This is a genomic window from Stenotrophomonas sp. YJH_SMC_43 (genome assembly GCF_059372535.1).
Genome location: NZ_JCAFVQ010000003.1, coordinates 78,675 through 99,370, shown reverse-complemented (window position 1 = coordinate 99,370; position 20,696 = coordinate 78,675). Strand labels below are relative to the sequence as shown.

Here is a 20,696-nt window from a genome sequence, read left to right as displayed (position 1 = left end):
GGACGCCGGGCATGGCCCGGCGCTACCGTTCGGCGTCCAGCTCCGGGTAATGGCGGAAAATGCCATTCGTGTTGAACGCCAGCCGCCGTTCCGAGCCCAGGTAGGCGGCGATGTTCGGCCGCTTCGCCACCCGCTCCTGCAGCGCACGCAGCAGGGGCAGGGTGGGGCCGAGTGCCTGCATGCGGCACGGGAACATGTAGTCCAGCCCGCTCAGCAGCTGGAACAGCGACAGATCCACATAGGAATGCTCGCGCAGCGCATGACGGCCACCGTTGGCGGCCAGCACCTGCTCGAAGTAGCCGAGGAACTTCGGCAACCGTTCGCCGCGCAGCGAGGTCGCACGTGCCTTGGCCTCGGTCTTCTGCTCTTCGTAGTACTTCGATGCAGCGATCGGATGGTGGGTGTCATGTACCTCGGCCACCAGGTCGGCGATGGTCAGCTGCAACTGCAGTGCCTGCATCCGCCGCGAGGCCGCTTGTGGCACCAGGTCCAACGTCGGGCCGAGAAAATCCAGGATGGCCGCGACCTGCGCGATGACCTGTCGCCCGGCCTTCAGGAACGGCGGTGCGAAGGGCTGCGCACCTTCGCTGCCACCGTCGAGGAACGGCTGCATCACTGCATCGCCATGCACCCGCGCCATGTCGATGTAATCGGCGCCGGCATCTTCCAGCGCCAGGCGCACGAACTCGCCACGGCCCTGGATGCCAGTCCAGTAATACAGCGCGTACTGCATGGCAGTGCCTCCACAGGACAAGACCCGCAGCGTCGCGCGTGGCGTGCAAAGCAGGCGTGAGCGCGGCTCTGCTGCAGGCCCGAACCCGAACGGCAGCGGAACAGGTGGGGAACCCGCTGGAATCGGTGGGGTCACACCCTCTCCATGCGTGTGAAACGAGGTGCTGCATCATGCAGAGTGGAAAGGCGGTATGGCCCTGGGTGTTGGGTGTGGTGGTGATCGGTGGCGCGGGCGGTTGGTTGTTCCGCGATCAGCTGAAGCGCCTGGCAGACGGTGTCTCGGTGCCGGTGCAATCAACCCCCGCCAGTACCAGTGCACCGCCACAACCACAGGCGGCCGCAGAACCCGCGCCAGCGCCACCGCCGATCAAGCATCCGCTGGATACCGAGGTCGCAGCCGATCCGGCGCTGCCGAAGCTGGCTGACAGCGATGCCGCTGCCTGGGGCGCACTGAGCCAGCTGTTCCAGGGCGAGGGCCCGCTGACCCTGTTGCTGCGCGATCACCTGATCCAGCGCCTGGTCACCCAGGTCGACAACCTGGACAAGCCCAGCGTGCCGCCCACTGCGCTGGCCGCACGGCCGCTGCCGGGCAGTCTGCAGGTCGAGCCCGCTGAGGGCGGCGAGCGGATCGCTGCCAGCAACGGGGCACGCTATGCGCCCTATGTGCAGGCATTCACCGCGCTGGACCCGGCGGCGACGGCTGCCGCCTACAAGCGCTTCTATCCGCTGATCCAGCAGGCCTATGTGGACCTGGGCCGACCCGACGGATATTTCAATGATCGCCTGGTCGCGGTGATCGACCATCTGCTGGAGACCCCGGAACTGGCCCAGGCGCCGCTGGTGCAGCGCGATGAGCGCGGCCGTTACCGCTTCGTCGATCCCACCCTGCAGTCGCGCTCGATCGGCCAGAAGGCGCTGCTGCGCATGGATCCAGCGCAGGCACGGGCGGTCAAGCAGCAGCTGCGGGCGATCCGCACCGCGATCACCCGCTGAACCCGTTCTCCGCGCGGAACTGATCCGGATCAACGCGCCGACCACACCCGTTCCGGCATGCTGGCCCCAGGCTGACTGGCCTCGGGGTGCAGTCGCAGTCACCCTTGAAACGGGGTGGGGCAACCGCATCTTTCCAGCATCGCCGGCGCGGGCCGGCCCTGATGACCGATGAGGATTCGCAATGCGGATGGACAAGCTCACCTCGCGTTTCCAGCAGGCGCTGGCAGACGCACAGTCGCTGGCCGTGGGCCGCGACAACAGCATCATCGAACCGGTTCACCTGTTCAGCGCGCTGCTGGACCAGCAGGGTGGCAGCACGCGCCCGTTGCTGGCCCAGGCCGGGGTGAACGTGCCGGTGCTGCGCGAGCGCCTGACCGAGGCGCTGGATGCGCTGCCCAAGGTGTCCGGCCAGGCCGGCAACGTTTCGATGGGCAATGACCTCGGCCGCCTGCTCAATCACACTGACAAGCTGGCCCAGCAGAACGGCGATGCCTTCATTGCCAGCGAGTGGTTCGTGCTGGCCGCGCTGGAAGACAACGGCACGCTGGGCATGGCGCTGCGCGCCGCCGGTGCCGACAAGACCCGCCTGCAGGCTGCCATCGACAAGCTGCGTGGCGGCGAGAACGTGCAGTCGGAAAATGCCGAGGAACAGCGGCAGGCGCTGGAGAAGTACACCATCGACCTGACCGCGCGTGCCGAGAGCGGCAAGCTCGATCCGGTGATCGGCCGTGACGAGGAGATCCGTCGCACCATCCAGGTGCTGCAGCGCCGGACCAAGAACAATCCGGTGCTGATCGGCGAACCCGGCGTGGGCAAGACCGCGATCGTGGAAGGCCTGGCTCAGCGCATCATCAACGACGAAGTGCCCGAAGGCCTGCGCGGCAAGCGTGTGCTGTCGCTGGACATGGGCGCGCTGATCGCCGGCGCCAAGTTCCGCGGTGAATTCGAGGAGCGCCTGAAGGGCGTGCTCAACGACCTGGCCAAGAACGAAGGCCAGATCATCCTGTTCATCGACGAGCTGCACACCATGGTCGGCGCCGGCAAGGCTGATGGCGCGATGGATGCCGGCAACATGCTGAAGCCGGCGCTGGCACGCGGCGAGCTGCACTGCATCGGTGCGACCACGCTGGACGAATACCGCAAGTACATCGAGAAGGACGCTGCGCTGGAGCGCCGCTTCCAGAAGGTGTTCGTCGGCGAACCCACGGTGGAGGACACCATCGCGATCCTGCGCGGGCTGAAGGAAAAGTACGCCGTGCACCACGGCGTGGAAATCACCGACCCGGCCATCGTGGCTGCCGCCACGCTGTCCAACCGCTACATCACCGACCGCCAGCTGCCGGACAAGGCCATCGACCTGATGGACGAAGCCGCCTCACGCCTGCGCATGGAGATCGACTCCAAGCCGGAGGAGCTGGATCGCCTGGAACGCCGGGTGATCCAGCTGAAGATCCAGCGCGAGATGCTGAAGAAGGAAAAGGACGAAGCCTCGCGGCAGCGCCTGGCCGACCTGGAGAACGATATCGACGGGCTGGAGCGCGAGTTCTCCGACCTCAATGAAATCTGGAAGTCGGAGAAGGCTGCGCTGCAGGGCGCCACCAAGATCAAGGAACAGGTCGAGCAGGCCAAGCTGGAGCTGGAAGCTGCGCAGCGCCGCCAGGATTTCGCCAAGATGAGCGAAATCCAGTACGGCCTGTTGCCGCAACTGGAAAAGCAGCTGGCCGCCGCGCAGGAAGCCGAGCACAAGGACTTCAAGCTGGTACAGGACCGCGTGACCGATGAGGAGATCGCCGAGGTCGTTTCGCGCTGGACCGGCATCCCGGTCAACAAGATGCTTGAAGGCGAGCGCGACAAGCTGCTGCGCATGGAAGAGGTGCTGCACAACCGCGTGGTCGGCCAGGAGGAAGCAATCAAGGTCGTCTCCGATGCGGTACGCCGCTCGCGTGCCGGCCTGTCCGATCCGAATCGTCCGGCCGGCTCGTTCCTGTTCCTCGGCCCGACCGGCGTCGGCAAGACCGAGCTGTGCAAGTCGCTGGCCGAGTTCCTGTTCGACAGTGCCGACGCGATGATCCGCATCGACATGAGCGAGTTCATGGAGAAGCACAGCGTCGCACGCCTGATCGGTGCACCTCCGGGCTACGTCGGCTACGAGGAAGGCGGCTATCTGACCGAAGCCGTGCGTCGCCGCCCGTATTCGCTGATCCTGCTCGACGAAGTGGAGAAGGCACATCCGGATGTGTTCAACATCCTGCTGCAGGTGCTGGACGATGGCCGCCTGACCGATGGCCAGGGCCGCACCGTGGACTTCCGCAACACCGTCATCGTGATGACTTCGAACCTGGGCTCGCACCAGATCCAGGACATGAGCACCGACGACAGCCCGGAGGCCTACACGCAGATGAAGGCGGCGGTGATGGGCGTGGTGCAGGCACACTTCCGCCCGGAATTCATCAACCGCCTGGACGACATCGTGGTGTTCCACCCGCTGGACAAGCAGCAGATCAAGCAGATCGCGCGTATCCAGATGCGTGGGCTGGAGAAGCGCCTGGCCGAGCGTGGCTTGAAGCTGATGGTGTCCGACGCAGCGTTCGACCTGCTCGGCAACGTTGGCTTCGATCCGGTGTATGGCGCGCGTCCGTTGAAGCGTGCGATCCAGGCACAGCTGGAAAATCCGCTGGCGCAGAAGATCCTCTCCGGTGCCTTCGTCAACGGCGACACCATCGAAGTCGGCAACGACGGCGGTCACCTGGTGTTCGCCAGGGCGTGAATCATGCGGGGCGCTGCCTGATCGCAGCGCCCCGTTTCCTGCGAAGTACGCCGGGCCATGCCCGGCGCTCACTCAGAAGCGGTGGGTATAACCGCTCATCAAGCCGAACTGGTTCGCCTTCTGCACGATCGGGCTGTCGGCGGCATCGCCGAGCAGGCGCGTGCCTTCGGCCGAGATGTACCAGTTGCCGTTGCGGCCCACGCGGTGGCTCCACTTCAGGCCGAGACCGGCGCTGACCAGGCCGGCCTTCGGCTTGTGCTCGGCAAAGCCGGTGCGCGCGGCCTGTTCCGGACTGACGCCGTACCAGGTCTGCATGTAACCGCGGTTGCCGTAGTCGGTGGAGACGCTGCCGCTGACCACGCCACCGGCCAGGTCGAACAGCGGCATGGTCAGGTTCAAGTGCACCTGCTGGGTGGCCAGGCCGTTCTCGGCCTTGTCCTCATCCTTGCGGGTGAACTGCCAGGAACCGCTCAGCACGGCTTCGCCCAGCGTATAACCAGCCGAGATGCCGACCAGGGGACGGGTATCGATATCGCCCATGCCGCGCAGGAAGTCCGAACCACCGAGCAGGGAGTCCTTTTCCTTGCGGATGCCGCTGGCGCCGACGTAGGCACGCACGCGCGTGTGCTCGCCGATGGACGTGCCCCAGCCGATGCCGCTGGTGCCCAGAAACCAGCCCCCTGGCGAGGTGACATCGAAGGACAGCGAAGGCGTTGCACGATACTCCTCGCTGCCACTGTAGCGAGGTGCCACGCCACCGCCGGCAGCGACCTCGAAGGTCCAGTGGTCATCCTTGGCGTGGGCGATCGGTGCGGCGAACAGCGGCAACAGGGCCAGGCAGAGCAGGGCAGGGGAACGGCGAAGCTGGGACATGGAAACTCTCGACAATGGGAGGAAGGCAGCGCGCGCATCCGGCGAGTGCTGCAGGGTCGTTAGCGTGGCGATACGCCGGCGACCGATCCGTCCGCAGTTGTGCGGGAGTTGTAATCAACTGTAATCGTGCCCGTGGGCGTTCAGCTGGCAGCCAGCGGCCAGTGCATTTCCAGGCGCGCGCCGCCCAGCGTGGCGCGGCTGATGCGCAGCTCGCCACCGTGGCGGGCGGCGATGCGGCTGACAATGGCCAGGCCCAGGCCGAAGCCGCCGGTGTCGCGGCTGCGGCTGTCGTCCAGGCGGGTGAATGGACGCATCACCTTCTCGCGATCGGCTTCGGCGATGCCGGGGCCGTCGTCATCCACACGCAGGCAGGCCCGGCCGCCGACGCCGACCAGCGAGACTTCCACCTGCGAATGCGTGTGGCGCAGCGCATTGCCCACCAGATTGCTCAGTGCCAGCTGCAGCAGGCGCGGCTCGGCATCCACCCGTGGCAACGCACTGGGCTGCACGCGCAGGACCACGCCGCCGCGTTCGGCATCACGGCGTGCATCGGCCAGACAGGCCTGCAGCCAGTCGTCGGCTTCGATGCGCTGCATCGGCTCGCCTTCGCTGGGATGCTCAAGGCGCTCATAAGCCAGCAGTTCGCTGACCAGCCGGTTCAGTTCGGCCAGGTCGCCGTGCAGGCCCTGTGCCAGCCGTTCGCGGCGTTCGCGATCATCACTGTCCTGCATCAGGTCCAGGCCGAAGGCCACGCGCGCGATCGGCGTGCGCAGTTCGTGCGAGATCGCATGGGTCAGGTCGCGTTGGCGCTGGACCAGTTCGGCTACGCGCGCCGCCATGCGGTTGGAATGTTCGACGATGACCCGGATCTGCGAGCGCGGCGAGACCTGTGCGCGCGCTTGCAGATCACCGGCACCGATGCGGTCGGCGTGCAGGCGCAGCGCTTCAAGATCGCGCCAGAGCAGGCGCACCCAGGCGTACAGGCTGGCGCCGACCAGCAGCAGGATGCTGAGGTATGCCGCGATTGTCATGTACGTCGTCATCTGCACCGCGCCAGGCAGGCGCAGGTGCAGCCAGCGGCCTCCGATGCCTTCGATGGGCAGCAGGACCTGCTGGTATTGATCGCGCACGATGAAGCCATCGGCCTGCACGGCTGCCTGTTCCTGTGGGTCGAGCGCGGGCGGACTGTCGAGCAGGGTCAGCGCGATGCCGTAGTGTGGCTGCCACTGCTGCAGGCGCTCACGCTGCTGGCCGGCGTCCAGGCCGGCCAGGCCACTGCGCAGGGCGTACACCTGCCCGCGCACTTGCTCGACGAACACGCGATCCTGCACAGGCGTGTAGATGCCGTCCAGGATGTGGTTGAGGAAAAACACCGACACCAGGAAGCAGGCACCAGTGACGAACCACAGCCACAGGAACAGCCGCTTCATGCGGTCCAGGCCGACGGGTTGAACTGGTAGCCGCGGCCCCACACGGTCTTGATCCGCCGCGGTTCGCGCGCGTCATCACCCAGCTTGCGGCGCAGCTTGCCGATGCTGACATCGACACTACGGTCCAGGCCGTCGAAGCCGATGCCGCGCACCGCCTGCAGGATCTGGTCGCGCGACAGGATCTGCCCCGGCTGGCTGGCCAGCAGCCACAGGATCTCGAATTCGGTGGTGCCCATGTCTACCGGCTGGCCATGCAGATGCACCTCGCGCTGCATGCGGTCGATCAGCAGTTCACCATGCATCAGCCGGCAGGGCGTGCCAGTGTTGCTGCTGCCGTGGCGGCGGCGCAGCAGCGCGCGCAGGCGCGCCAGCAGCAGGCGCGGTTCGATCGGCTTGTGCACATAGTCGTCGGCGCCGGATTCCAGGCCCAGTACCTGCTCGATGTCGTCCTCGCACGCGGTCAGCATCAGGATCGGCACGTCGGAGAAGCTGCGGATCTGCCGGCACACGTCGATGCCGCCGAGGCCGGGCAGCATCAGGTCCAGCACCACCAGTTCCGGCGCATGCTGGCGGCAGGCCGCGCCGGCCAGGTCGCCACGGGCGACGTGCTGCACGGCAAAGCCATGCTCGTGCAGGTAGTCGCTGACCAGTTCGGCCAGGCGGCGATCGTCTTCCACCAACAAGACCTGGGTCGGGGTACCGTTGGCGGTGGGTGTCCAAGGGGATGGCTGCATGCGCGTGGGGCCTCCGTGCCCGGGCAGGAGCGCCCGGCGGCGAAGCCTAGCAACGGCCCATGACGGCTGCCTGAATCGCGGCCAACCTGATAACCGGCGGTACGGACGTCATCGCCAGCGGCTCTCAGTGGCACGCCCCGGCTGGCCTATGGTGGCGGTTTCCCCGGATGGAGCCTGGTGCAATGAGCGACCCGCAGTGGCAACTGGAAACCCTGGCCGTGCATGGCGGCTATCGGCCCGATCCGACCACCCGCGCGGTGGCGGTGCCGATCTACCAGACGGTGGCGTACGCCTTCGATGACACCCAGCACGGGGCCGACCTGTTCGACCTGAAGGTGCCGGGCAACATCTACACGCGCATCATGAATCCCACCACCGACGTGCTGGAGCAGCGCCTGGCCGCCCTGGAAGGTGGCATCGGCGCACTGGCGCTGGCCTCGGGACAGGCCGCGATCACCTATGCCATCCAGACCATTGCCGAGGCCGGCGACAACATCGTCGCCTCCAGCGCGCTGTATGGCGGCAGCCTCAACCTGCTGGCGCATACGCTGCCGCAGTACGGCATCCAGGCGCGCTTCGCCGACCCCGCCGATCCGACCGCGTTCGCCGCGCTGATCGACGAGCGCACCAAGGCGGTGTTCGTCGAATCGATCGGCAACCCGCGTGGCAACGTCACCGACATTGCCGCCATCGCCGAGGTCGCGCATGCCGCCGGCGTGCCGCTGATCGTGGACAACACGGTGGCCACACCGTTCCTGCTGCGCCCGTTCGAGCACGGTGCCGACATCGTCGTGCACTCGCTGACCAAGTACCTGGGCGGCCACGGCAACAGCCTCGGCGGCGCGATCATCGACTCCGGCCGCTTCGACTGGGCCGCGCAGCCGAAGCGTTTCGCCCGACTCAACCAGCCCGACCCCAGCTACCACGGCGTGGTCTACACCGAAGCGCTGGGGCCGGCGGCCTATATCGGCCGCGCGCGCGTGGTGCCGCTGCGGAATACCGGCGCAGCGTTGTCGCCGTTCAATGCGTTCCTGATCCTGCAGGGCATCGAGACCCTGGCCCTGCGCATGGAGCGCATCAATGCCAATGCACTGGCCGTCGCGCAGTACCTGAAGGCGCACGACAAGGTGGCCTGGGTACGCTACGCCGGGTTGGCCGACGACCCGGAGCACGCCGCCGCGCAGCGCTACCTGGGGGGACACGGCTCGGGCGTACTGACCTTCGGCCTGCCCGGTGGCCGTGAGGCGGGTGCACGTTTCCTCGATGCGCTGAAGCTGTTCACCCGTCTGGTCAACCTGGGCGATGCGAAGTCGCTGGCCACCCATCCGGCCTCCACCACCCATCGCCAGCTGGATGCCGCCGAACTGGCCAAGGCTGGCGTCAGCGAGGACACCGTGCGGCTGTCGATCGGCATCGAGCACATCGGCGACCTGCGCGCCGACCTGGAACAGGCCCTGGCCGGCGCCTGATAGCTACGCGCTTGGTCGTCATCGCTACAGGCGATCACCACCGGCACCGCGATGCGCTACGGTGGAACTGCCTCTCCAAGGCGTGGCAATGTGGCGATCCAGATCCCCGGTCGATGCGGGTCGACCGGGGATTTTTTTTTGCCGCCGTGTCGACCAAGGTCGACACCCACCAACAGCAGCGGGGACCCACCCCGCCATCCCACGGATAGTCAGCCTTTGCTTTTGCCGTTGCCTCGGCAGGTGCAGGGCTGCAAGCCCTGCCGCACCCACACCCCTCACACCACCGGAATGCTGTGCTGCCCCAGATTCCGGTACGGCGGCGTGGACATGATCATCTCCGCCAGCGAGTACGCCAGCTCACGTTCGGCCATCACCGTGCCATCGGCACCGTGTTCCAGCAGATGCTTCACTTCCGCATCGCTGTGCGCGCGCGCCAGCAGGGTCAGGTCCGGGTTGATCGCACGCAGCTTGGCCAGCGCCTCACCGGCTTCCAGCGGCTGCGGAATCGCCAGCACCGCAATCTTCGCCCGCTCAGGATGGGCCTCGGCCAGCACCCGGTCGGCCGCCGCACTGCCGCGGATCGCCGCCAGGCCCTTGGCGTGCGCCGCCTCGACGTGTTCCTTGTTGTCATCGATCACCAGCACCGGCACGCCGCGATCGCGCAGCACCTGTGCCAGTTCGCTGCCCACGCGGCCATAACCAATCACGATGGCGTGGTCATGCAGGTCACGTGAGGGACCGGTGGCCTCTTCGGGCTCGGCGGCCTGGGGTGACTGCTCCTGCTTGGCCTGCCAACGGTCCAGCAGCCCGAATACCAGCGGGTTGAGCATGATCGATACCAACGCACCGGCCAGCACCAGCGACTGGCCTTCCTTCGGCAGGATCTGCAGTGCCACGCCCAGGCCGGCGATGATGAAGGCGAACTCGCCGATCTGCGCCAGGCTGGCCGAGATGGTCAGCGCGGTGCTGGTCGGGTGACCGAACGCGCGCACGATGAAGAATGCGGCGGCCGACTTGCCGAACATGATGATCAGCACCGTGGCCAGCACCTGCCACGGGTGCTGGACGAGGATGTTGGGGTCGAACAGCATGCCGACCGAGACGAAGAACAGCACCGCGAACGCATCGCGCAGCGGCAGCGAATCGGTCGCGGCCTTGTGGCTCAGCTCCGATTCGTTGAGCAGCATGCCGGCGAAGAACGCGCCCAGCGCGAACGAGACGCCGAACAACATGGCCGAGCCGAACGCGACGCCCAGCGCGATCGCCAGCACCGACAGGGTGAACAGCTCGCGCGAGCCGGTGCCGGCGATACGCTCCAGGATCCACGGAATGACCCGGCGGCCGACCACCAGCATCACCGCCACGAACAGGCCCAGCTGCACGAAGGTCCAGCCGATGTCGGCCAGCACGCTGCCCAGCGAGTGCGATTCCTTGGCTGCTTCGGGGCCGAACACACCGGCCATCACCGGCATCATCACCAGTGCCAGCACGCAGGCCAGGTCTTCCACGATCAGCCAGCCGACCGCGATCTTGCCGCGCATTGTCTCCAGCAGCCGGCGTTCCTCCATCGCCCGCAGCAGCACCACGGTACTGGCGGTGGCCAGCGAGAAACCGAAGATGACGCCATGGATGGCCGGCCAGCCCATCAGCGAGGCCACGCCCCAGCCGAGCAGGGTGGCCACCGCGATCTGGCCGATGGCGCCGGGGATGGCGATGGCCTTTACCGCCATCAGGTCCTTCAGCGAGAAGTGCAGGCCGACACCGAACATCAGCAGCATCACGCCCAGTTCGGCCAGCTGGTTGGCCAGCGCCTGGTCGGCGACAAAGCCGGGGGTGAACGGGCCTACGCAGATGCCAGCAACCAGGTAACCGACCAGGGGAGACAAGCGGAGCTTGTTGGCCAGCGCGCCGAAGATGAAGGCGAGCCCCAGGCCAACGGCAACGATGTTGATCAGGTCGGTGTCATGGTGCATCGGCACTCGCAGGCAATCGGGGGATGCCCCGATTTTCACCGATGAAGCCAGATACGGCAAACCCGCCGTCCACGTGCCGTGGCGGGCGGGTTTGCCCACGCATTTCTCCTCTACCCCCGCCTTCGGCGCGCCCCTTCAACAAGAAGGGGCTCTCCTCCAGATGCGGCCCGGGGTTGCCGGCCAGCGGCCGGCACTACCAGAGCCTCGCTTACCAAGTGTACTTGATCCGCCCGTACACATACGCGCCGTTGAAGCCGAACGGCGAGTAGTTGCTGTACGGCAGCATGCCGAAGGTGGAGTTCTGCAGGTCTTCGGTGCGGTCCGGGTACTTGTCCAGCAGGTTGTCGGCGCCCACGGTCAGGGTCCAGTTGCTGCTCGGCTTGTAGCTGGCCGAGGCATCCACCACCCAGGCATCGCCGTAGGTCTGGTCGCGCAGCGCGGTGGCCGAGTTGCGCACGGTGAACTTGCCGTAGCGGGTTGCGGCCAGGCCCAGTTCCCAGTGGTCCGAACGCCAGGTGCCACTCAGGATCGCCTTGTCGCGCGGGTAGCTGTCCTCGATGCGGCCGATCTCATCTCGGCCGATCAGTGACTGGGTCAGGCCCAGCGTGCCAAACACCGCCGGGGTGCCGCCGACGCGGCGCACTTCGGTGTCGTTGTAGCTGTAGGCGGCGGTCAGTTCCAGGCTGCTGGCACTGAACGGCACCGTGTAGCTGGACACGAAGTCGACGCCGCGGGTGCGCGTATCCAGGCCGTTGGTGAAGTACGAGAACGCGGTCACCTGCGGCAGGCCGAGGGTGCCCAGCAGCGCGCTGGTGGCGGCGTTGGTGGTGATGCTGGACGACAGCGCGATGCGGTCATCGATGTCGATCTGGTAGGCATCGACGGTGATGTACAGGCGGTCCACCGGCTGCAGCACCAGGCCCAGGCTGTAGGAGGTGGAGGTCTCGGCCTTCAGCGGCGAGGCGCCCAGCGCCTGCGCGGCCGGGCTGGTGGTCGGGAAGGTGCCGCGTTCAACGAACACGCCATTGAGGAACTGGCTGGTGACGGCCTGGTAACCCTGCTGCGCCAGCGACGGTGCGCGGAAGCCACTGGACGCGGTAGCGCGCAGCGCGACCTTGTCGGTGAACGCGTAGCGCGCCGACAGCTTGCCGGAGAAGCGGTCGCCGAAGTCCGAGTAGTCCTCGTAGCGGCCGGTGATGCCCGCCGAGAACTTCTCGGTCAGGTCCGCTTCCAGGCCTGCATAGACCGCGTAGTTGTGGCGGTCGGCATGCACTTCATTGGTCGGGGTGAAGCCCGCGAAGCCCTGCGCGCCGCTGCCGGTGTACGAGTTCAGTTCGCCCGGGTTCTGGTCCCACTTCTCCTTGCGGTACTCACCGCCGAAGGACAGCGTGACAGGGTAGGCCAGGCCCCAGTCCAGCGACTTGGTCAGATCGGCATTGAAGATGTCCTGCTGGTACTTCAGCGTGCCGTCGTAGAACGAGCGCGGGCTGGTCGCGCCGAGGCTGTAGTTGATGCTGTTGCGGGTGTGGAAGTCCAGAGTGTTCTCGCCGTGGTTCAGGCTCAGGTCCCAGGTCCAGCCGTTGTCGGTGTTGCCCTTGACCCCGGCCACCAGCGAGCGGTCCTTGGAGTACTGGTTGATCTCCGGCACGAAGCCGTCCGGGTAGGTCTGCGCCAGCAGCGCGCTCTGCCCGTTGTGGTTGCGCGAACGGTAGAACGCGAACGAGGTGATGTCGCGGTTGCTCAGCAGCGCGCTGGCGTAGCCGGTCACGTGGTCGCTGAAGTCGAAGCTCGCGTTGGCCGATGCCGCGGTCGCATCCACGCGCGGGTCGCCGACGATGAAGGTCTTCTGGCCGATGCTCGGGAAGTTACCGGTGTTCGGCGTGGTGCCGCGGTATGGGCCGGCGCGGTTGCTTTCGTCCTGCTGGCTGATCTGGCCGGCCACGTGCACGCGGCCACGGCCGTTGCCGAACTCGACGCCGGTATCGCCGGAGAGCTGGTACTTGTTGCCGTCACCGGCCGAGTACTGGCCGTAGTCCACCGCCAGGCTGCCGCCACTGCCGCTGCCCTTGAGCACGATGTTGATGACGCCTGCAATGGCGTCCGAGCCGTACTGTGCCGACGCACCGTCACGCAGCACTTCCACGCGCTCGATGGCGGCGATCGGGATCGCGTTGATGTCCACGGCGGACGAGCCACGGCCGATGCTGCCGTTGACGTTGATCATCGCCGAGGTATGGCGGCGCTTGCCGTTGACCAGCACCAGCACCTGGTCCGGCGACAGGCCGCGCAGCTGCGCCGGGCGCACGCCGCTGGTGCCGTCGGTCAGGGCCGGGCGCGGGAAGTTCAGCGAGGGCAGCGCGCGCGACAGCGCCGTGGCCAGTTCGCTGGTGCCGGTGGACTGCAGTGCTTCGGGGGTAATGATGTCGATCGGCGATTGCGATTCGGCCACCGTGCGGTCGGCCACGCGGGTGCCGGTGACGATCACCGTGTCCAGGGTGTTGGCGGCGGTGCCGGCCTGCTGGGCAGCGGCAACGAACGGAGAGCCACCGAGTGCGACAGCGACGGCGGCGGCGATCAGGCTGGTCTTGCGGGTCATCGGGATGGGGCTCCGGTTGGCGGGGGCGGCACCGGAATCGACATCACGGGGGTGAGGCGGACGGCGGTTGTTGCGGTGCGCAAAGCAGGAATTAACGGGATATTCAGTGGCTGTCAAATGCCGGTCATCGGGAAAAACGTTGCAGAAGCAACCATTTAGCCCGGATCGGAGCTTGCGGGGAGGGGCCCGGGAGGCGCGCGGCGAGGACGTGGGAGAGAGAAACGTCGGCCGCTGCGCATCCCGGGGCGCGTCAAGTATTCGTTAACGCTAGAATTGCGTCGCAGGAACAGTGCTCACCAGCACATTCCATTCGGTTATATGGACGCCTTCCCCGATGATCTCCCTTCGTAATTTCGCCTTGCGCCGCGGCGAGCGGCTGCTGTTGTCCAATGTCGACCTGACCCTGCACGCCGGTTACCGGGTGGGTGTGGTCGGCCGCAACGGTGCTGGCAAGTCCAGCCTGTTCGCGGCGGTGAAGGGCGAGCTGGAGGCGGACAAGGGCGATGTCGATCTGCCCGGCAAGGTGCGCATCGCCAGCGTTGCCCAGGAAACCCCGTCGCTGCCCGACCCGGCGCTGAGCTTCGTGCTGGGCGGCGACATCGACGTGGCCGCGGTGCTGGCCGCCGAGGCCGAGGCCACCGCCCGTGAAGACTGGGAAGCGGTGGCCGAAGCCCACACGAAGATGGCCGAGCTCAATGCCTACGACGCCGAAGCGCGCGCCGGCAAGCTGCTGCATGGCCTCGGCTTCCCGGCCGAGACCCACCATCGCGCGGTGTCCTCGTTCTCCGGCGGCTGGCGCGTTCGCCTGAACCTGGCCCGCGCGCTGATGATGCCCAGTGACCTGCTGCTGCTGGACGAACCGACCAACCACCTGGATCTGGACGCGGTGTATTGGCTGGAGCAGTGGCTGCTGAAGTACCCGGGCACCCTGCTGCTGATCTCGCATGACCGCGAGTTCCTCGACAACGTGGCCACCCACACCCTGCACCTGCACGGTGGCGGCGCCAAGCTCTACCCGGGCGGCTACACCGACTTCGAGCGCCAGCGCGCCGAACAGCTGCGCCAGCAGCAGATCGCGCACGAGAAGGAACAGGCCGAGCGCGCCCACCTGCAGAGCTTCATCGACCGCTTCAAGGCGCAGGCCAGCAAGGCCGCGCAGGCGCAGAGCCGCATGAAGCGCCTGGCCAAGCTGGCCGGTACCGAAGCGGTGCGTGCCGAGCGCGAGTTCCGCATCGAATTCGCGCCGCCGGCCAAGCTGCCGTTCTCATTGATTCGCCTGAACCACGTCGAGGCCGGTTACGGCAAGGATGCGGTGATCCTGCACAACGTCGGCTTCGGCCTGGAAGCGGGCCAGCGCATCGGCCTGCTCGGCCCGAACGGTGCGGGTAAAACCACCCTGGTGAAAACCCTGGTGGGCGAACTGGCACCGATCGTGGGCGAGCGCATGGCGCATCCCGACCTGAAGATCGGCTACTTCGCCCAGCACACGGTGGAGTCGCTGCACGAAGGCCAGTCGCCGATGGAGCACTTCCGCGAAATCGCCCCGGATGCGCCGAACCAGTCGTTCCGCGATTTCCTTGGCAAGTGGAATTTCCCGGGCGACCGCGCGTTCGAGCCGGTCGATGGTTTCTCCGGTGGCGAGCGCGCACGCCTGGCGCTGGCACTGATCGCCTGGCAGCAGCCGAACGTGCTGCTGCTGGACGAACCGACCAACCACCTTGACCTGGAAATGCGCGAAGCGCTGGCCGAAGCACTGGCCACCTTCGAGGGCGCGATCGTGATGGTCTCGCATGACCGCCACCTGATCGGCCTGGTCTGCGATACCTATTGGCGCGTGGCTGATGGCGTGGTCGAGCCGTTCGACGGCGATCTGGATGCCTACGCCGCGTGGCTGCGTACCCGCCCGCAGGCACAGGGCACCAAGGCCCGCATGGAGCAGGTGGAAGAGCCGGTGGTGGTCAAGACCGCGCCGGTGGCGCAGGTAGTGCAGAAAAAGCCGGTGAACCCGCACAAGCTGGCCGCCGCCGAGGCCAAGGTAGCCGAGCTGGAAGGCGCGCTGGCCGAGCTGGACCGCCAGTTGGCCGACCCGGCCAACTACGCCGATGCCACCCGCATGGCGGTGATCGGCCGTGACCGCGAAACCGCCGCCGCGCAGCTTGAAAAGGCCGAAGCGGCCTGGATGGAACTGCTGGAGTCCTGATGCCATGGGTAGCGCCGGGCCATGCCCGGCGAGCGCAACGGATCGCAAAAGCCGCCGGGCATGGCCCGGCGCTACCCACGTCGCCTGCGTTTCATCCCTGCGCCTGCAGCCATTCGCGGAATCGCTTCGCCGGTTCACGCTCGGCGCGCGAGCGCAATCGTGTCAGCCAGTAGCGCCCCAGCTCCAGCGTGGTGCTGAACGGCTGCAGCAGGCGACCTTCGGCCAGCTCCTGCTCGAACATGCGCAGCGGCAGCAGCGCCACGCCGGCGCCGCCGACCGCGGCCATCGCCACTGTCAATGACGAATCAAACACCGGCCCGCGGGCTTCCACGCCACTCACTCCTGCCGCCTGCAACCAGCGCGGCCATTCGTCGCTGCGGTAGGAGCGCAGCAGCGGCAGCGTGCCCAGGTCGCGCGGCTGTTTCAGCCGCCGCGCCAGTGCCGGCGCGCACAGCGGCGCGAACGGCGCGTCGAGGATCGCCGTGCAGGCCTGGCCCTGCCAATCGCCATCACCAAACCGGATGGCCAGGTCCAGGCCTTCGCCGGCCAGGTCGATGCGGTTGTTGTGGGTCTGCAGGCGCAGCTCGATGTCCGGGTGCGCGGCCTCGAATGCGGCCAGCCGTGGCAGCAGCCAGCCGGTGGCGAAGGTGCCGACCACGCCCAGCGTCAGCACTTCACGGGCCGGCCCGCCGGTATAGCGCGCAATGCTGGCGGAGATGCGCTCGAACGATTCGTTGAGCACCGGATACAGCGCCGCGCCTTCGTCGGTGAGCGCCACGCCGCGAGGCAGTCGGTGGAACAGGCGGATGCCGAGCCGGTCCTCCAGCCCACGGATCTGGTGGCTCAGCGCGGCCTGGCTGACACACAGCTCCAGCGCGGCACGGGTGAAGTTCTGGTGGCGGGCGGCGGCCTCGAAGGCGCGCAGCGCGTTCAGTGGCAGGGTGGGATGCAGCATCGTCGAGTCGTGAGCCTGGATGATGGCTGATCCTAACGCCTGGGCAGGGAAGGCCGCCAATCGCAGGAATTGATGCAATAGACATCAATAAATCTAATGGCTTGTGCTGAATTTTCGCGCTGGTCGTCCTGGCCGTGGGTTCCAATAATCGAACGGTCCCCAGGAGAACCCCCGCATGCTCGCCCGTCGCCGATTCCTGCAGTTCAGTGGTGCCGCTGTTGCTTCTTCGCTTGCCCTGCCGTTGCTGGCACGTGCAGCGGGCAAGGCCGCCGCCAACGCACCCACAGATGCCGCCATCAACGCCGCCGGTGATTTCGCCGCGCTGGAAAAGGCCTGCGCAGGACGCTTGGGCGTGACCCTGCTCGATACCGCAAGCAGTCGCCGCGTCGGCCATCGCCAGGACGAGCGCTTCCCGATGTGCAGCACCTTCAAGAGCATGCTGGCCGCGACCGTGCTCAGCCAGGCCGAGCGCGCACCCGCGCTGCTCGACCGGCGCGTACCGGTGCGCGAGGCCGACCTGCTCTCGCACGCACCGGTCACCCGCCGTCATGCCGGCAAGGATATGACCGTGCGCGACCTGTGCCGGGCCACGATCATCACCAGCGACAACACCGCCGCCAACCTGTTGTTCGGCGTGGTCGGTGGCCCGCCGGCGGTGACCGCGTTCCTGCGCGCCAGCGGTGATGCGGTCAGCCGCAGCGACCGGCTGGAGCCGGAAATGAACAGCTTCGCCGAAGGCGACCCGCGCGACACCACCACACCGGCGGCGATGGCTGGTTCGCTGCAGCGTGTGGTGCTGGGGAAAGCGCTGCAGCCGGCATCGCGGCAGCAGCTGGCCGACTGGCTGATCGACAACGAGACCGGCGACGCCTGCCTGCGCGCGGGCCTCGGCAAGCGCTGGCGCGTTGGCGACAAGACCGGCAGCAATGGCGAGGACGCGCGCAACGACATCGCCGTGTTGTGGCCGCGCGCGGGCGGCGCACCGTGGGTGCTGACCGCCTATCTGCAGGCCGGCGCGATCAGCAATGAGCAGCGCGCCCTGGTGCTGGCCCAGGTGGGCCGGATCGCCGATCGACTGATTGGATGAGGTAACCGGGGTCATTCAAACGTGGCTTGCCGGATCGGTTCGGCGCGCGCATCCTGCGCGCGTTCGAACCCCACGGAAGACCCCGATGAGCCATGAGTTGATCTACCTGCTGCTGATCTTCGCGCTGCTGGTGATCCCGCGCGCGCTGCAGCGCTTCAGCCTGCCCGCACCACTGACCTGCCTGCTGTTCGGCATCATCGGCATGCTCTGGCTGGGCGACCAGGCCCACGATGCGGTGATCGGCCTGCTGGCCACGCTGGGGATTTCCTCGCTGTTCCTGTTCGCCGGCCTGGAAGTGGACCTGCAGGCGCTGCGCCGTGGCATGTGGCCGCTGCTGGCGCATCTGGTGATCCGTACCGGCACGCTGTTCGGCGTAGGCTGGCTGGCCTGGCGCTACGCGGGATTGCCCTGGCAGGCTGCCGGCCTGCTGGCCCTGGCGCTGCTGACGCCCTCCACCGGTTTCATCATGGATTCGCTGTCGCGGCTGGGCCTGAGCGAGGACGAGCGGTTCTGGGTGACCAGCAAGGCCATCGCCGGCGAACTGCTGGCGCTGGCGGCGTTGTTCATCGTGCTGCAGGCGGGCGATCCGGGGCATATGGCGCTGTCCAGCCTGGCCCTGCTGGCGATGATGGTCGGCCTGCCGCTGCTGTTCATCGGCCTGGGCCGTTGGGTGGCGCCGCACGCGCCGGGCTCGGAATTCTCGCTGCTGGTGATGGTGGGCATGGTCGCGGCCTACATCACCTACCTGCTGGGCGTGTACTACCTGGTCGGCGCGTTCATCGCCGGGCTGGTCGCGCGCCTGCTGCACCAGCGCATGCCGTTGCTGGCCTCGCACGAGAACCTGCATGCGCTGCGCCTGTTCGCCTCGTTCTTCGTGCCGTTCTACTTCTTCAACGCCGGCACCAAGGTGCCCGCCGAAGCGCTCAGCTTCGAGGCCCTGGGGCTGGGCATCGTGATCACCCTGGTGGTGCTGCCGCTGCGCATCGGCGTGGTCTGGCTGCAGCGCCGGGTCATGTTCGGCGAGAGCTTCCGCAGCAGCCTGCGGGTCTCGCTGGCGTTGGCTCCGACCCTCATCTTCACCCTGGTGCTGGCGGCGATCATGCGCGAGCGCTTCCAGATTCCGGCGGTGCTGTTCGGCGCGCTGTTGCTGTATGCGGCGTTGACCACGCTGCTGCCGTCGCTGGTGTTCCGTACCCCGTTCGATGTCGATCCGGTCGAGCAGGAACCTGCGGGTGAAGGCGAAGCCGCGCCGGTGGCAGCCACAGAAACACTGCCGGCGGCATCTGCCCTCGATCGCTGAGCGGATGCTGCGCGTGCGGTTTGCGCACTTCGGCCATGGCCGTTAGGGTTGGGGTATGAAACTGCCTGCCGCCGTCACCGCTTCCGTCCTCCTGCTCAGCCTTGCTGCCTGTACGCAGCGCTCCGACACGGTCGCCCATGATCTGGCGACCGCACCGGCCGATGCCTTCATGGCCGCCATCGCCGCGCATTGCGGCCAGGCTTACGCCGGCAAGGTGGTGGAGGACACGCCGGCGCCGACAGGGAAGGACCCGTTCGCCGGGCAGCGCCTGGTGATGCATGTGCGCGGCTGCGCCGATCCGGCGCATGAGCTGCGCATCCCGTTCCACGTGGGGGATGACCACTCGCGCACGTGGGTGCTGATCCGCACGCCGAACGGGCTGCGCCTGAAGCACGACCATCGCCACGAAGACGGCAGCCCCGACGCGATCACCCTGTACGGTGGCGACAGCACGCCGCCGGGCACTGCCGAGCGCCAGCAGTTCCCGGCCGATGCCGATTCGGTGGCGATGTTCCGCCGCGCCGACATGCTGGCCTCCACGCACAACACCTGGGCGATGGAAATCGATCCCGACCAGACGTTCGTCTACGAGCTGACGCGCCCGGACGGCCGCCGCTTCCGCGTGCAGTTCGATCTGAGCAAGCCGGTCGACCTGCCGCCTGCTCCGTGGGGCGACGACAAAGCACCTGCGCCGTGATCCCGGGGTCGGATCCCTCCTGCGGAGGGTTCTGACCCCGATCCTGCAGTCACCGCGTGCCGAAACGTGCCCGGCAGCCGTTGCTCACCCACACCTGGCCACGCGAGTAGCCCCAGCTGCGGCCTTCCTGGCAGGCACTGCCGGACAGCTGCTGCTGCAGCACCGGGCGGCCCTGGCGCTCATCCCAGTCGCAGGTCTGCGAGCGGTTGTTGTTGCTGCTGCAGGTCACCGTGTAATTGCTGTTTCCGCCGCCCCAGCCACCGCCGCCACCGCCCCAGCCACGGGCTTCGGCGAATTCGGCACGGCAACCGCCACTGACCCAGACCGCGCCATTGCGCACGCCCCAGGTACGCCCTTCGTTGCAGGGGCTGCCAGACAGCTGGCGGACCAGGCGGGCATTGCGCCAGCCGACCGGGCAGCTGCGCTCACGGTTGTTCTGGCTCTCGCAGCGGATGGTCTCGCCGGGCCGGCCGTTGTTGCCGCCCCAGCCACCGCCATTGCCGCCGCCCCAGCCACCGCGGGCCTCGACGAACTCCGCTCGGCAGCCGTTGGTGACCCAGATGCTGCCGTTACGGCTGCCCCAGGTTCGTCCTTCATCACAGTCCGAGCCGGACAGCTGGCGCACCAGCTGCGCATTGCGCCAGCCGGTGTTGCAGACCCGTTCGCGGTTGTTCTGGCTTTCGCAGCGGACCACGCCGCTCTGCGCATGCGCGGAAGGGGCGGGCAGGGCAAGGGTACCCAGGGCACCCAGGCTGAGGGTTACGGCCAGGCTGGCCAGGGACAGCGGTTTCATGGCGGCATCCCATACGGTGGCAGGTGCCCGACTATAGGGAGGGGGGCGATCAAGCCGGTGTGACTGGTCGGATTTGCCCCGGCCGGGGCCTCGGCCG

The 20,696-nt window shown here is 67.4% G+C and carries 15 protein-coding genes; 7 read left to right on the top strand and 8 right to left on the bottom strand.

Going from position 1 to position 20,696, the window contains the following annotated elements:
• Positions 1-22: 22 nt before the first annotated feature.
• Positions 23-733 carry a glutathione S-transferase gene (locus AC5QAH_RS12680; protein WP_495232383.1) on the bottom strand — a complete coding sequence of 237 codons (711 nt, stop codon included), beginning with the start codon at positions 731-733 and terminating at the stop codon, positions 23-25.
• 170 nt (positions 734-903) lie between these two features.
• On the opposite strand from AC5QAH_RS12680, the gene AC5QAH_RS12675 reads away from it, so the two are divergent.
• A complete protein-coding gene (locus AC5QAH_RS12675; RefSeq protein ID WP_049481754.1) occupies positions 904-1,725 on the top strand; it encodes a DUF3014 domain-containing protein in 822 nt (273 codons plus the stop codon).
• Positions 1,726-1,906: 181 nt separating this feature from the next.
• Positions 1,907-4,492 carry an ATP-dependent chaperone ClpB gene (gene clpB, locus AC5QAH_RS12670; protein ID WP_010481560.1) on the top strand — a complete coding sequence of 862 codons (2,586 nt, stop codon included), beginning with the start codon at positions 1,907-1,909 and terminating at the stop codon, positions 4,490-4,492.
• Between the two features lie 72 nt (positions 4,493-4,564).
• Here the strand turns inward: clpB and AC5QAH_RS12665 are convergent, their stop codons facing one another.
• From AC5QAH_RS12665 to AC5QAH_RS12655, 3 genes are all read right to left on the bottom strand, one after another.
• Positions 4,565-5,365, bottom strand: coding sequence for a MipA/OmpV family protein (locus AC5QAH_RS12665; protein WP_495232382.1), 801 nt, complete (start codon positions 5,363-5,365; stop codon positions 4,565-4,567).
• A gap of 140 nt (positions 5,366-5,505) precedes the next feature.
• Positions 5,506-6,795: an ATP-binding protein gene (locus tag AC5QAH_RS12660; protein ID WP_126560236.1), complete on the bottom strand. Its 1,290-nt coding sequence runs from the start codon at positions 6,793-6,795 to the stop codon at positions 5,506-5,508.
• The gene (locus AC5QAH_RS12655) at positions 6,792-7,529 is read right to left on the bottom strand and encodes a winged helix-turn-helix domain-containing protein (RefSeq protein WP_010481563.1); all 738 of its coding nucleotides are present in this window, start codon (positions 7,527-7,529) and stop codon (positions 6,792-6,794) included. Before AC5QAH_RS12655 ends, AC5QAH_RS12660 begins: the two co-directional genes overlap by 4 nt.
• A 182-nt stretch (positions 7,530-7,711) precedes the next feature.
• Here AC5QAH_RS12655 and AC5QAH_RS12650 point away from each other — a divergent pair, with 182 nt between their 5' ends.
• A complete protein-coding gene (locus tag AC5QAH_RS12650) occupies positions 7,712-8,998 on the top strand; it encodes an O-acetylhomoserine aminocarboxypropyltransferase/cysteine synthase family protein (protein WP_495232381.1) in 1,287 nt (428 codons plus the stop codon).
• Between the two features lie 275 nt (positions 8,999-9,273).
• Here the strand turns inward: AC5QAH_RS12650 and ybaL are convergent, their stop codons facing one another.
• Together ybaL and AC5QAH_RS12640 are read right to left on the bottom strand one after the other, a co-directional pair.
• Positions 9,274-10,971: a YbaL family putative K(+) efflux transporter gene (gene ybaL, locus AC5QAH_RS12645; RefSeq protein WP_043400515.1), complete on the bottom strand. Its 1,698-nt coding sequence runs from the start codon at positions 10,969-10,971 to the stop codon at positions 9,274-9,276.
• Between the two features lie 208 nt (positions 10,972-11,179).
• The gene (locus tag AC5QAH_RS12640) at positions 11,180-13,567 is read right to left on the bottom strand and encodes a TonB-dependent receptor plug domain-containing protein (protein WP_053443412.1); all 2,388 of its coding nucleotides are present in this window, start codon (positions 13,565-13,567) and stop codon (positions 11,180-11,182) included.
• Positions 13,568-13,901: 334 nt separating this feature from the next.
• Here AC5QAH_RS12640 and AC5QAH_RS12635 point away from each other — a divergent pair, with 334 nt between their 5' ends.
• A complete protein-coding gene (locus AC5QAH_RS12635; RefSeq protein WP_049454667.1) occupies positions 13,902-15,767 on the top strand; it encodes an ATP-binding cassette domain-containing protein in 1,866 nt (621 codons plus the stop codon).
• Between the two features lie 91 nt (positions 15,768-15,858).
• Here the strand turns inward: AC5QAH_RS12635 and ampR are convergent, their stop codons facing one another.
• Entirely contained in the window at positions 15,859-16,722 is an 864-nt protein-coding gene (ampR, locus tag AC5QAH_RS12630) for a LysR family transcriptional regulator AmpR (RefSeq protein ID WP_010481573.1), read from the bottom strand.
• Positions 16,723-16,897: 175 nt separating this feature from the next.
• Between ampR and blaL2 the strand changes: the two genes are divergently transcribed.
• The 3 genes from blaL2 to AC5QAH_RS12615 all read left to right on the top strand — a co-directional run bounded on the left by blaL2 (position 16,898) and on the right by AC5QAH_RS12615 (position 19,806).
• The gene (blaL2, locus tag AC5QAH_RS12625) at positions 16,898-17,809 is read left to right on the top strand and encodes a L2 family extended-spectrum class A beta-lactamase (protein ID WP_049454668.1); all 912 of its coding nucleotides are present in this window, start codon (positions 16,898-16,900) and stop codon (positions 17,807-17,809) included.
• A gap of 85 nt (positions 17,810-17,894) precedes the next feature.
• Positions 17,895-19,109 (top strand): cation:proton antiporter, encoded by a 1,215-nt coding sequence (locus AC5QAH_RS12620; RefSeq protein ID WP_010481576.1) that lies wholly within the window; start codon positions 17,895-17,897, stop codon positions 19,107-19,109.
• Between the two features lie 55 nt (positions 19,110-19,164).
• Positions 19,165-19,806 (top strand): hypothetical protein, encoded by a 642-nt coding sequence (locus AC5QAH_RS12615; RefSeq protein ID WP_049411100.1) that lies wholly within the window; start codon positions 19,165-19,167, stop codon positions 19,804-19,806.
• Between the two features lie 49 nt (positions 19,807-19,855).
• Here AC5QAH_RS12615 and AC5QAH_RS12610 read toward each other — a convergent pair whose 3' ends face one another.
• A complete protein-coding gene (locus tag AC5QAH_RS12610) occupies positions 19,856-20,599 on the bottom strand; it encodes a DUF3011 domain-containing protein (RefSeq protein WP_010481580.1) in 744 nt (247 codons plus the stop codon).
• Positions 20,600-20,696: the final 97 nt, after the last annotated feature.